General features: G+C 45.6%; 14 protein-coding genes and 2 pseudogenes. 8 read left to right on the top strand and 8 right to left on the bottom strand.

Translation table 11 applies throughout. The features are described from left to right. Nucleotides 1-73 precede the first annotated feature (73 nt). The gene (locus CSR02_RS16305) at nt 74-283 is read right to left on the bottom strand and encodes a hypothetical protein (RefSeq protein WP_143225563.1); all 210 of its coding nucleotides are present in this window, start codon (nt 281-283) and stop codon (nt 74-76) included. A 264-nt stretch (nt 284-547) separates the two neighbouring features. Between CSR02_RS16305 and CSR02_RS07775 the strand changes: the two genes are divergently transcribed. Next, nucleotides 548-1,297, top strand: a complete 750-nt coding sequence (locus CSR02_RS07775) for a hypothetical protein (RefSeq protein WP_099541171.1) — start codon at nt 548-550, stop codon at nt 1,295-1,297. Between the two features lie 135 nt (nt 1,298-1,432). Here CSR02_RS07775 and CSR02_RS07770 read toward each other — a convergent pair whose 3' ends face one another. The 3 genes from CSR02_RS07770 to CSR02_RS07760 all read right to left on the bottom strand — a co-directional run bounded on the left by CSR02_RS07770 (nt 1,433) and on the right by CSR02_RS07760 (nt 4,011). Further along, nucleotides 1,433-2,521: a metallophosphoesterase gene (locus tag CSR02_RS07770; protein ID WP_143225562.1), complete on the bottom strand. Its 1,089-nt coding sequence runs from the start codon at nt 2,519-2,521 to the stop codon at nt 1,433-1,435. A 217-nt stretch (nt 2,522-2,738) separates the two neighbouring features. Further along, nucleotides 2,739-3,011, bottom strand: coding sequence for a hypothetical protein (locus tag CSR02_RS07765; protein ID WP_099541169.1), 273 nt, complete (start codon nt 3,009-3,011; stop codon nt 2,739-2,741). 397 nt (nt 3,012-3,408) lie between these two features. Further along, nucleotides 3,409-4,011, bottom strand: coding sequence for a hypothetical protein (locus tag CSR02_RS07760; RefSeq protein ID WP_099541168.1), 603 nt, complete (start codon nt 4,009-4,011; stop codon nt 3,409-3,411). Between the two features lie 145 nt (nt 4,012-4,156). On the opposite strand from CSR02_RS07760, the pseudogene CSR02_RS07755 reads away from it, so the two are divergent. Then, nucleotides 4,157-4,405 (top strand): annotated as a pseudogene (locus CSR02_RS07755) (DNA cytosine methyltransferase); the annotation flags it as partial. A gap of 54 nt (nt 4,406-4,459) precedes the next feature. Here CSR02_RS07755 and CSR02_RS07750 read toward each other — a convergent pair. Then, entirely contained in the window at nt 4,460-4,744 is a 285-nt protein-coding gene (locus CSR02_RS07750) for a helix-turn-helix domain-containing protein (RefSeq protein ID WP_099541167.1), read from the bottom strand. Between the two features lie 129 nt (nt 4,745-4,873). On the opposite strand from CSR02_RS07750, the gene CSR02_RS07745 reads away from it, so the two are divergent. After that, the gene (locus tag CSR02_RS07745; protein WP_099541166.1) at nt 4,874-5,194 is read left to right on the top strand and encodes a hypothetical protein; all 321 of its coding nucleotides are present in this window, start codon (nt 4,874-4,876) and stop codon (nt 5,192-5,194) included. A gap of 96 nt (nt 5,195-5,290) precedes the next feature. Here CSR02_RS07745 and CSR02_RS07740 read toward each other — a convergent pair whose 3' ends face one another. Continuing rightward, complete coding sequence (locus CSR02_RS07740; protein ID WP_124297509.1) at nt 5,291-5,707, bottom strand: hypothetical protein; 417 nt, start codon at nt 5,705-5,707, stop codon at nt 5,291-5,293. A gap of 474 nt (nt 5,708-6,181) precedes the next feature. Here CSR02_RS07740 and CSR02_RS07735 point away from each other — a divergent pair, with 474 nt between their 5' ends. Next, nucleotides 6,182-7,282, top strand: coding sequence for an ATP-binding protein (locus tag CSR02_RS07735; RefSeq protein ID WP_099541164.1), 1,101 nt, complete (start codon nt 6,182-6,184; stop codon nt 7,280-7,282). 170 nt (nt 7,283-7,452) lie between these two features. On the opposite strand, the gene CSR02_RS07730 is transcribed toward CSR02_RS07735, so the two are convergent. Then, the gene (locus CSR02_RS07730; RefSeq protein ID WP_143225561.1) at nt 7,453-8,064 is read right to left on the bottom strand and encodes a hypothetical protein; all 612 of its coding nucleotides are present in this window, start codon (nt 8,062-8,064) and stop codon (nt 7,453-7,455) included. A gap of 202 nt (nt 8,065-8,266) precedes the next feature. On the opposite strand from CSR02_RS07730, the pseudogene CSR02_RS07725 reads away from it, so the two are divergent. The 4 genes and pseudogenes from CSR02_RS07725 to CSR02_RS07710 all read left to right on the top strand — a co-directional run. Beyond that, nucleotides 8,267-8,593 (top strand): annotated as a pseudogene (locus CSR02_RS07725) (HigA family addiction module antitoxin); the annotation flags it as partial. Nucleotides 8,594-8,893: 300 nt separating this feature from the next. Beyond that, a complete protein-coding gene (locus tag CSR02_RS07720; RefSeq protein WP_099541161.1) occupies nt 8,894-9,409 on the top strand; it encodes a ClpXP protease specificity-enhancing factor SspB in 516 nt (171 codons plus the stop codon). A gap of 90 nt (nt 9,410-9,499) precedes the next feature. Beyond that, nucleotides 9,500-9,940 (top strand): hypothetical protein, encoded by a 441-nt coding sequence (locus CSR02_RS07715; RefSeq protein WP_099541160.1) that lies wholly within the window; start codon nt 9,500-9,502, stop codon nt 9,938-9,940. 48 nt (nt 9,941-9,988) lie between these two features. After that, nucleotides 9,989-11,029, top strand: a complete 1,041-nt coding sequence (locus tag CSR02_RS07710; protein WP_099541159.1) for a hypothetical protein — start codon at nt 9,989-9,991, stop codon at nt 11,027-11,029. A gap of 135 nt (nt 11,030-11,164) precedes the next feature. On the opposite strand, the gene CSR02_RS07705 is transcribed toward CSR02_RS07710, so the two are convergent. Further along, nucleotides 11,165-12,154: a dUTP diphosphatase gene (locus tag CSR02_RS07705; RefSeq protein ID WP_099541158.1), complete on the bottom strand. Its 990-nt coding sequence runs from the start codon at nt 12,152-12,154 to the stop codon at nt 11,165-11,167. Nucleotides 12,155-12,383 lie beyond the last annotated feature (229 nt).

The raw sequence follows: 12,383 nt of genomic DNA, 5'->3' as shown, positions 1-12,383 counted from the left end.
TCGAAGCTTTGTAAGGAATACTCACCGTCTGCATCAGGAGAACATACCGCGAACAGGAATATTCTTCAACCAATTATGCAGGAAAGCCCTTCTTTTTTAAAGCGTGACGGTTTTTAGCCCCTTTGATAACCAGTGTAGCAACTATGGTTAAAACTCCAGCGAAAGCCACGGAACGTGCGCGGGAGAATTTATGGGCTTGATTTGGTCTTGTCATTATTGCTTCCGGTTGAATTAATCCAAAGCCATTAAAGACAATGCTATGAACGATCAGATTGTTACGCAAGGTTTGCTTGACATCCGACCAATCAAAACCATTCCTTCAGGAAGGGGTTATGTTAAGGCCTTTTACTCCGATTTTTCAGGATGACGACACAAGGTTTCTTGCACAATCTGCAGGATGTTCTTTCTTCGTGTCTGAGGAGTATTTCGTTCAGTTCTTCAATGGCGCGCTGTCGCCCCTTCCATGCATCAGGTCAGTCCTGTTCCTTGCTTCACCTGATGCTACTGTCTTTCCCACATTCACAACACGAAGGTAAGGATTTGAAAGATGCCGAAATCAGGAATTCAAGGTGATATGGTTGCAGCCGAAGTGCATTCTGATGATCATAGGGTAAAGGCCGACTTTGACGCGGCCCCCTATCTGTCTAATGCCACCCCTTTTGATATCGCCAAGCTGATCTGTTGCGATTGGGGGGGAGACTATCCTGCTGACAATGTCGCTCAGGCATCAGACAACAAAGACGTAATTCGGGTCCTTGATTACGCCACGATCGCCCCAGACATGGGATTTGAGGTGAATATCGACCAAGATCAGGCCGTCATGTGGCTATGGAAAAACCGTGGCTATGAATTACGCGATGCTGCACTGAAACAGGCACACAGAATGAACGGCGATCAGGCAGAAATCGCCGAAGAAAACTTCAATCTGGCCAGGCGCACGCTGATCACGGCCATGCAGCCTTCTCAGGAGCAAGGACTGCCAGAGCCGACCATAGCAGATCTTGGTCGCTGCATGGAGTTCTTCCGCGCTCTAGAGCCCGCGGCGGCAAGCCTGACTGGTGACCATCTAGACAAATTCCAGCATGCTGTGGATGACGCTGTGCACGATGTTTCTGACACCGGCGGGAAGCTGACCTCCGACATGGCATCAACCGCCAACAACTATGGACTGGCCTACCAGATCGCTCTTCTTACCATCATGGCAGATGACAACGTTCTTCACAGCTTGCGCGATACACTGTCCGAGGTTGTCCTGGAAGCCCAGAAGGCAGAGCCAGATCAAAGCCCATCTCTCTGAGCGTGACTTCTTACACACAATGAGCTTTCTTGCTTAAAGGCTGGATAGAAAGCCAATCCCAGCAAGACTTCTTGTCTCTAGAGAAGACATCTTATCATCCCCTCCTTCTCCTTTATCGGAGGGGGAGGCAGAATGTCAGGGCTGCATCGTTGCGTAAACAAAGCGAATGGCCCCTTTCTCTATTATCGCAGCAGTTAACACCCCTGTCTTATAGGCTCCTGAATCAATCCCGATGAGTGGAGCTCGTGGAGAGACCAATTTCCCTTCCTTACCCTCCGAAATCATCTCCGCATGTTCGTTATCAATAGTATGACCATGAAGAACTGTATAACCGGGGAACTCGTCCCTACGATCAATAAATCCCTTCCTCACCCATCTCGTATTGATGCTCTCCATGACCTTTTGCGAGCCCATGGGATCAATCTTACATCTTTCGCCATAAGCTACCGGATCCGCTTCAGCAGCAGATAATGAAGGTATCCCTCCATGGGTAGCTACGATATCCCCGCACCTGATCACATTGGGCTGACTTACCAGCCATTCTGTCAGACCAGTCTTAGAGATCACCTCGACAGCTTTGCCTGTAAGATGGCGCGTTATGATGCTGTCGACATCTCCATCCTGGCATTCTTCTGATGCGGCCAACACGAACCATGCTCCTCCGTAGGTAATGAACCTCCAAAGGGCAGGCCATCTCGAAATAATCTTCCGGCCCTGGATTTTCTTGCCACCAGAGAGTCGACTTATTTTGGGGAGGGCATCCAATACAAATGCCTGATAATCCCCTGCCTTCTTGCCTTGAAGTTTATATGCTTTATTTGCCCGCTTCATCAGGTAGCTTAAATATTCCCACCCGCCTTCTTTCTTAACTTCTCTGATCGCAGAGATGAGCATCTCTTCGTGGTTCCCGCAGATAAACCTCACAACGCGCCCTGACGGGTCCGCAGTTATGTTAATGGCGAGGGAAATCGCGAACGCCAGACATTCTGCGCTGTCCTTCCCTCGATCGATCATATCACCCAAAAAACTCAAATTCCCGTTGGATATCTTCAGACATTCATCCACCAATGCCTTCATTAAGAGAAGCTGCCCATGCACATCTGTTATAAAGATCTCGGGCTTACTAATTGCACGCGCATTATAAAGAGGTTGGGCGGAGGTTGTATGAATCTGGATTGTCGGTGAATTAGCCATAGGAAGAATAAATAATACCTTTGATTTCACGTTGAGAACAATTTGAGGGGACTATATCAATTTTTGAGAAATTTGCATGCTCTGGAGTTCTACAAAATCAAAATTTCAATTTTCTGACATCCCTTACCCATGAATGTAAGGTCACCGGGCAATTCTTCCTGTTCGGAAGTCCACTCATTTCAATGTAAGCTGATATCAATCTTAAGCTGCCTGTGCGGCAGTAATCATCCTTACTCGGTTATTCTATTCACGAAATACGCCAAATACGCTTCCACAATTCGTCTACAGTCCGGCTTTCAAATTTCATATCTTTCAACTCTTTCCTTCGGCGCGTCAGATCCATAAAACGCTGCGCCAGATCGCCCGGCACCTGGAAAGAGTGTCCGACCTTCATCTTCAGCATAGCATTGACACGCTTGTCAGCTATCTCCTTGCGATTAACCGGCATAGGAATGTCAGTGTCAATTGATGTGGGGACGTATTGATCATGATCTGTTTCTTGACCTGTTTCTGTATGCATCTTTCTTTCCTACACTGGCGAAACCAAATGCTGATAGCGGCTTATATAGGTGTACAAATCACCTGAGCCGTTTTCAATGTTCCCTTCCATCTAGAAAATGAAAATCTGGAATTTCTCTGCCTATCCGGCAGTTTAAGACAGCAAAAGGCCTATGGACTTTCTTGTGCTTGCCAAGCTGCCTGTACGGCAGTGAAGGAAAATGGCCTGTAAACCATGACATCGGGAAAGTTTTTTCAAGCTATCTGTTCGATAGTAAGCCCTTAACGCAAGAAGGGATTATCAGCGTGTCCTTGTAATCTCTAAACTGCTTGTACAGCAGTATGAATTCTTGCGACGTGAAATATTTTTAAGCTGCCATTCCGGCATTTTAAGCAGCCTTCAGGCCACGCGCCAGACCTTAGTGTGTAATGACCCCATCAGAAACAGGCGTAATTACAATCTGAAAATTGCCATCACTGTTCTTGTAAACAAGATGCCCATCAGATGGAAGCGGAAACTCTTCATCACCTCGTACTGTGGTTACAACTGGGAAGTATGAAGATCGTTTTACATCCTCCATCAAAGGCAGAGGCTTGTAGGTGTAGGATTGAATGTCATAACGAATTCTAACTTTTCCCGGCACAGAAAAATCAGCCTTAACTGTCCCTCCGTATGTAGAGCATTTAACACCTGTTTCCGGCACACTCGGCTTGCTGGATGCTTCCCCCAAAACTGATTCTTTCGAGTCATGATAGAAATAAGCCGTATGAACTTGTTCTTCTGTAAAAATGTATTCAGAAGGATTTGGATTTTTCTTTTTATCGTACAATGGTAAAGTAAATTTAAATATAGTTTCCGGGCTCTGACGCACAACATCATTCGACATGTTTGCATGCTCAACTTCAGCAGCATGAGCTGGGGTAACAAGATATGACCCTTTTAATGCCACCAGTAAACATAAACAGATAAGACCAACAGTTGAGCAAATTGTTTTGACTGTCTCGATCATATTGTAAGTCATATTGTAGGAAGTCCTTGTCTCATTATTCGATAATGACCAAGGGCATTTAACCCCCTGTTCATAACCAATAAAACATATTTGGATATGCCAAATCTGATCACTAGCCTTGGAAGATAGACAATCTTTCTAAGCTGAGGAAGATCGTCCCCTCTCTGTTCAAGAATATGCCCGTGTTCAGCAATTCCCCGATGACTGGAAATTCTGCGGCTCTATCAAAGAGCGATACAAACAGATCGGTAATGCTGTTCCTGTGGGATTAGGGGAAGCCGTTGGCAAGGTAATTCTAAACCACATCAATGGTAAGAGATTATCTCCCCCTTCTGACTTTCCCTTTAGTCGATATAAAAATACCGATCATCTCTCTTGGCTTGAGACGAAGTCGATGCGAGACTAAATTGAAACAACCCAGCGAGATGATTGTGCCCTCAAGCTGTTAACTTGTGGTCATTTAACTGGTCTGCGAGGCGATATTTTCCCGCCACTCCTTCTTCTGGTCTTCATTCATGATTTCCCAAGCCATGATGATAGCTTTGAGATAGCCTGGCACATCTCCATTGTTCCAGTGCCCTGCAAACGCACGATAAACGGTATTGGGGGATATACCTGCCAACGAAGCAAGCTGAACCTGCTTCAATCCAGCTTTGCGTGCCCTTATTTCCCACTCATCATGGCTCAATATAGTAGAATGAGAGGGGTTCTGGTTATCTGGTGTGTTTATGGTTGAATCTGTCATTGGGCACACATGACATATACACACATATCTACGCAACGTAGATTTTTCTCTTGACGTGAAAACCCTACGTGACGTAGAGTTATTTCATCAAGTCGATATTGTAGAAAACCAAAAGCAAAGGGCACTACCATGCCGAACAAAGAAACTGCACCCGTCGTTCCAGCAACCACAACCAACAACGATATCAAAGTCCGAATTGGTTCTGAAAACACACCTTCAACAATCACTCGCAGCCTATCTTCTCTGGTTGATGACATGCGAGCCGATCCGAAAACTGCTGCATTGGCCGAAGGTGTGATCTTCAATATCCGTCATTATGGCCACGCCACCATCTCTCCTTCTGATGATCAAGGCCCGGTGCGCTATGCTGAACTGACGGATTTACCTGAAGGCTGGTCTTTTGAGCCTGAAAAACATGGCCGTTCTTGCCTTCCTTTCGCATCGGCCTAAGGCTCTATGCTCTTACTCCCTAACCCACGGCACCAAGGATTGTGGGTTAGGGGTACCGACTACACCTACAGCCCGGCCTGAAGGACGGGGAGCATGTTAAAGAGAGAATTCAGGCTGGGAGCAAGCATCTGCTTCCACCACATGATAGTTTTCAGGCAGCCGTATTCCTCGTTTCCCTTCATGATTATCCAGAAATGATTGAGGAATAGCTATCCTATCGCATCCGTCCATAACAAGCGACATGTGGATCTTTAGGTCGGAGGGAAGTCGCTCGATACTGGTGCAACCACCCATATCCATAAAGCCAACCTCCATTCCCTTTGGCAGATCCACCAGACCAGTGCATCCTTTAATGCTAAGCCGGCCCTCAACTTGGAGACCTTCGGGCAAATGCTTGAGTGACGTGCATCCATCAAGAATAAGGCTACCTGAGCCTTTAATGTGCATTCCTTCTGGAAGGTATTCCAGAGCAGTGCACCCGGTTAGATCAATTATGCCGGAGAATTCAGACAAATATTCAGGGATCTCTCTCAGACTTGTGCATCCATCAAGTGAGATACTACATGTCCGATCAAGACCGTTAGGAACGCGCAAGAGTGAAGTGCAATTAGAAAGGGAGATGTAATCCCCATTCACTGTTATCTCATCAGGCAAATACTGTATGCGCTTCTTCCCGGAGAGATTAAGAGAGCCATTGCGTAAAAATGACTTTGGGAAATATTTCCTCAGTTCTTCTGAGGACGTGAAGACAGTCGGGATCTTGGAAGCACGACTAGAACGTGTGGAACGGCCTGTTGTGGGATATCTACCAGACATATTGGCACCCTCTAACCCATTTTCTGATCAATTCATAAGACCAAAATAGCGGTGTGCGATGCATGGAACAAAACTAACAAGGCTTAATTATAGCCTTGTCAGAATAATATCTGCCTCCTAAACCCTTGGAAAATTAACCTGACCATTTTTGATAATCACAAGGCCAATTCAATGAGACTTATGCTTAGGAATGACATTCCACTTCATGCTTCCACTTTGGGATATCTGAACAAACTGGCCGAGATAACCATTACGAAGCCTCTTGTGTTCCTCACTGGCCCCAATGGAAGCGGCAAAAGCCTGATACTTGAAGCAATGCGTACAGCAATGCACAAGACTGGTTATGGCTTCGGAACTGAACTCGCAGATAACGGCTTCAATGGATACCCGATCTTCAGCAGAAGATGGCAAGAGCATCCGGCCAATAAAAAAGCTGGGGTGGATCTAGCCTTTCTGGCGGTGGCGCGGTCTCATGATCTTCACAGATGGGGGCCGCCTGAAGAGGTCACTATCATCCCCAACTGCAATGGGGTGCTGGATACTGATGCCCTGAATTGGTCTGGCCAGCAATCCTACTACTTCTCGGCCCGCTCAAACGCTGACCGATTTGATGATGGTGGATTCAACATGCCGCTAAGACGTCAAATTCACGAGGATCAGTTACGCTCATATGGCGAACAAATGCGCGGAAGGCTTAATTATGCTCTGGCCTGGGCCACTGGATTGATAGAGGCACCTCCGCCGAATGCACGGTATGAAACTGAGGTAGTCAGAATTGCTCGTATGAATATTTCTGACTACCTCAAAGACAAGCCGGCCACATCAGAAAAATGGTTGCTCCTAGATGAACCGGAGACCGGGCTAGACGAGCTCTATCTCGCAAGATTTTTTTCACTTCTGGCCGAAAGATCCAAGATAGGCGAACTGAGAGTGTTTTGTGCCACCCATTCTCCATTTGTCCCCCTTCTCTCCTCTCACCCCAATGTCCAGATCATTGACATCAGAGACCTGATGGGAAGTGAAAATGCCATCCCCGACCTTTCCAATGAGGAAGTTGTTAAACAGGAAGCACAGAAAGCTCTTTCTGATCTTCAGGAAGACTTGGCGGTAGCGCAAAGAACGAAAGAGCACCCAGGCCAAGGCCGCTTCACGGTGCACAATCGCAGATCAATCCCCCCTCGCCATACCGACATGGAGCCTTATGGCACCGAAAGCAGGGATATGGTTCGCGATTTTCCCCTTGCTGTGGAAAGCAAGGGGAAGAGAGATTGAAAGCTGCCGATCCTGGGCATCGGGCGATAGTTTGGCTATGGCTCAGATGCCCAGACGCGCGCCCAGGCGCCATTATCTTTACCGAGTATTGTGGCTGACTGGCGCTGAGTCATACTCGATTTAGGCGCCATTTTGGGGATATATATGTTGGATACATATGTGCAGCGATCTTAGTGAACTGGAAGCGCGTTTTGGATGTAGAGCAAACCTTCTGGGTTAATGCAGAGCAATCCGTCTTTTGAAATGCGGATTGTTTTTTTAGCGATCAGCCTTCCTAGAGGGTGATTGATCCTGCCGAAGAGTTTTAGATCGTGGCCTACTTGTTGTGCTGTAAGTTTTTCTGGATTGGCTGCGACATGTTGCAGTATCCTTATTTGTAGTGCTGTGAAGGCAAGTTGGTTACCTTGACCTGCTTTGATGATCTCTAAAATCTCAGGCGGGCAGAAATCAGGATTTCTTGTGCGGATCTTCTTTATTTGCGAAGAGAAACGTTCTGCGACTGCATCTGGCAGGAGAGGAATAACGTCATAAGGATTATAGTCTAGAAGCTCGGAGATTGTGGCATAGTCTTCGGCGTATTCTGTGAGTTCCTTGTTAAGAGTTTCTTCAGTGGCGCGGCAGTCAGAGTGGTATGAAAACCTGGCAATTCCATCATTTTCAGGCCATTTTCCTGTAACGCGGAGGTAGATTTCACCAGTTTGTATGAGAGTGTTGCAACTGTGGCAGCGGTGTTGCTTTCGGGCCTTGTGTTGTTTTGCAACGCAAAATGATGTTTCTGACATGAGGCATCCATTTGGTTGTTGAGAGGCGACCATATTTTATGCTTTTAAGCCATTTGTTCTGGTCTTGAACGATTTTTTAGGATGTCTGAGCAAGTCAGAATCAGACACGAATTAAATTTGGAACACTAAATTGAGGTCTTCTCAAGAGCCTTAAGAGAAATATGAGGAATATAATGAGCAAAGTCCTGCGCCCTCTCACCCCGGAAAGACCCTGAAATCAGAATTGGTGGCCCGTGGGCTGACCGGCAGCAGGCTGGCGATGCACCTTCAAGTCCCCGCAAACAGAATTAGCCAGATTATCCGTGGAGATCGCTCCATAACAGCAGACACCGCAATACGTTTGGGTATTTTCTTCAAGAACCCGCCGGAATTCTGGTTCAAGCTGCAGACAAATTATGAGTTGGCCATCGCTCGGATCACGCATGAAGAAACTATCAACAAGACTGTCCTAACGGTGGCTTTTATTGTGAAGAAAGTCTTGGCCAAAGATGAACTACCATTTTTCAATGGGATTTTGCCGCCCTCCTAAATCCCAACTAGAAAAGGCAGCACGCATTATTCTTCGAAAATATGCATTTTATCGCGGGTATATGGAAGACTCTCAAAAAGCCGCAACTCGCAACCATGACCCGCAAATTCAGGCTTCAATCTGAGCAGGACCTCACGGCAGGACCTCACGGAGAAGGACAAAAAAGTTCATAAATCGCTGATTGTGAATGCCTGAAAGGCTATTCTGGTCTATTCCGAGGCCACCCAATCAGGTAAAATAAGCCTTGTCATCTGAAAAGGTGAAATTGGTTCTAGATAATTAGAGAAGGCTTGTTTCATCATGCCCCAGCTTGCTGATACTGACGATGATCTGAAATATTCAGTCTGGGAGCAAAGATGCAAACTGGAAATGACTCTTAAAGCTCTGGATAGTGTGGCCAAGAGAGGTGGAAGCGCACACAACCTGCCCGAAAACCATTATTTCTACATTACCTTCGTTACAAAAGAATGTAAGAAAGGTATCCCCGATTGGTTACACACTAAATATCCAAATGATTTAACTATCGTACTCCAGTATCAGTTCAGAAATCTGGAGGTTAACCGAAAACGGAAAAATATCTCTGTTAGTGTTGTTTTTAACGGGAATGAAGAAAACCTGGTTATCCCTTGGAAAGCTTTGACAAGATTTGACGATCCAGGTGCCAAGATCACTTTTTTGCTTGGAAATTCCGATACCAACCAACACAGTGAACACCAAAATTTAAGTCTAAAAGATGCTGATAGCAAATCACCAGTATCATCAAATGTTATCAAATTGGCAGATTTCAGGCCCTCACGAGTAAATTCGCCTTCTTAAGTCACACAACAAAAACAAATTTCTCTGATTGTCTATCTAGATCCTTAGAATAAATAATGCTCAACCAAACCTTAAACGGACAGCCTAATTATGGAAAAGCCTTCGCCTGTTATTCTTGATGGCATTCGGAATATTTTTGATAAGTTTGACGAAAAAGTAACTCCTAACGCCATGGATGTCAGTATTGTCTTAAGCACTATTGGGGAAAGCCTTGCTTGTCGCGGAAACAATATTCAGTCTCCTTTTGAAAGACGCTACAGCTCAAAGCTTACAATGCCCAATTGGATCTTACGCGAAGTTGAAGATTCAGATGGAGTTGCTTCTGGAGTGCTTAAGTCAGAGGTCATTAAAGATTCTCTAGATTGCAAGCTTACACAGACCATTCTTTACGCTCTCAAATATAATGAGATCCGTACAGATCTGTTCTTCTCCACTACAGATATGACAAAATTCATCAATCAACGACAAAGCCTGGGCTTGATTTCGTTATGGATCAGCGAAGCTCTGTCATTGTCATTATCCCTGCCCTGAACGACGTGGCTTTTCGGCGCAATTGGAATTGCTAAGGATTATTTTGCCTTGTCTCTTAAAGTATACAATGGGTTCAAGGTTAATCTCCACTCTCTGGATGAAGTGGCGGATCTTTCTGCCGAGCTTCGAACACAAGCAGCCGGTGTGGCGCGTCTTGTTATCGCGAAAGAAGTGCTCCGGCGTGCAGTTAGATACGTTGATCAAACAACCCTAATGAGCGACAAACCCTATTTTTCAGCAATATCTAAACTGAGTGATGTCGTTACCAACCTCGAAAAATCTGCACAAAACTGCAAACTGACACTTGCCGTTTTGGAACGGGCAATAAGAGATGCGGGTAAGGAACAACCCGATGAACTCACAACTCTTTCCTTGATGCTGGATTGCATAAATGACGTCACTTCTCGCCTCGATATAGAAAGCTCCACAACAGGAATAAGATCATCTCCGTTGCGGCAAGCTATTTGCTTAGTGAGCGAAGACATACTTGAGGCCAATAGGTCGCGTTCCAGGCTGCCTGCACTGGATGTCGAAGCTGAGCTATGGGTCTTTAGGGAGGCAAGTGAAGGCGGATGTAGATATTTTGCCATGCTGCATGCAGACAACCGCGATATGTACCATGCCCTCTCAGATCATCCCTCTTTAACTCCTATGCCTTACTGGAGCAGCCCAGACCCACCTGACAACCTACACCGAGAGGAATGGAGTGCCAGATCTGCGCTGTGGAAGCAGCTTCTTGGAGATGCCGGAATACCAGCACAGAATTGCACTACATTCTCTCTTTGTGGGTATTACGGCCTTTCCCTTTTTTCTGAGAATGGCACTCTCTCAGAACCTGCGATCCTCTCCTACCTTGGCGAGATAGATATATCTGTGGAGGCGCGAGCTGACTATTGGGCACGGCGGCAATGGAGCAATAGACGTTTTCGTGATCTCAATGAGAAAATGGGAACACAAGTCCCATTTTCTCAGATTTTCAAGATAATAGATGAGGCTAAGGATGCAGATGTATCTTTAGAAAAGAGCCAGATAGAGGCAGTGCTGCCAAAGATCACAGCAGATAGTTTGATAACCCGCCCTAGTGCCTGAGCCTATGGTGAGGCGGGAATTATGCATGCAGGACCCAATGGTGTGTATTTTAATCGGCCCAACTGACCTCGGACTGGAAAATAGAACATAACTTTTCAATATTACCCCCTCAACCAAAGAAGAGGGGGTAATCAATTATCCGGCAATCAAGCTTTCAACGAACTTTTTAGACTCACAATCTTTCCATGATGAAACATTGGCAGAACGGTCTTCGTTCCTGTCTTTTGTCGCCAAAACGTTTTTATATTCAGCCGCAAGCATGTCGTAGAATTTTTGAAGCCACGTTGCTTCAGATGAGGTCTCATTTTCCCCCGATCCCTCATCCTTATGGTCTAGGATCATATATTCAAGATAATCGTTGTCTTCCTGTGGCGCGTCCCCATCAGACCATATCTTGATGTACCCTTTTTCGCCGGCTGTTTTTTTGTATCCGTTATCCCAACGGAATAGATTTAATGCGTTTTTCCCGGCATACCATTTAAACAAATCTGATACTGATCTGCCGCAAAAAATACACAAGATCTGGATAATGTAACCGATATGAAGAAGTTGAATGTAGTTTGCTTCTAGATCATGCTCAGCAGCATGTAATCCAGCCTTAGCAGCTTTAAGCACCATGAGATCTATAAACGAATTGATCGCCTCCTGCCGCCAGATGCGTTTCTGAACGTCAGGCAATTCATCATGAATACGTCTCCTGACCAGATGCTCTTTAACTGCCTTTTCAATCTCCTTCAGTTCACAAAAAAGATCGCTGCCACTCTTCATCACATCGAAAGTGGGTGAGAGATAAGGAACCTCTTTTTTGGTGCTTTCATAACGCACTTGCAAAATGGCACTGATCCAGAAGTGGAAGATGTCTACCACTTCCATAAATGCTCTATTGAAGTGAGGTGTGGAGTGTCCCCACCATTTCCAGCCAATGTGATCCTGCATCTCAATGGCTTCATTTTTGATCGCGCGCGACCAATTGTTGTCGTTCTCACACCAATTCCAAGGCTTTTTGTTCGCTCTGGCATTCAAGGCATTCTGAATAGGTCCAAATTTCTGCGTTGCCTGCAAAGCAAAATCCACGCAGCCAAACTCAACTGCACTCAAGTCATACTTTGAATCTTCTATGCACATCACATCTATCCTTATTGATGATGAATTTAAAACTGTCTTCAAAGGCTAAAATTACATATAGCATGGTTAAACCCTTCTAAATATCCTTGGAAAAATATATTCTTTGATGCGTTAAGATGTGTTGGAAGATCAATATGGCTTTAAAATCACACCGTTGGGTAACCCTAGCTGCTATAGCATCGCTGATACTCACACCAATTACTCCCGAAATAGCCTTGGCAAGAGGAGG

It is taken from the genome of Acetobacter pomorum (assembly GCF_002738225.1).
Taxonomy (GTDB): Bacteria; Pseudomonadota; Alphaproteobacteria; order Acetobacterales; family Acetobacteraceae; genus Acetobacter; species Acetobacter pomorum.
The sequence above is the reverse complement of the archived record's forward strand: the minus strand, read 5'-3'. Positions and strand labels throughout refer to the sequence as shown.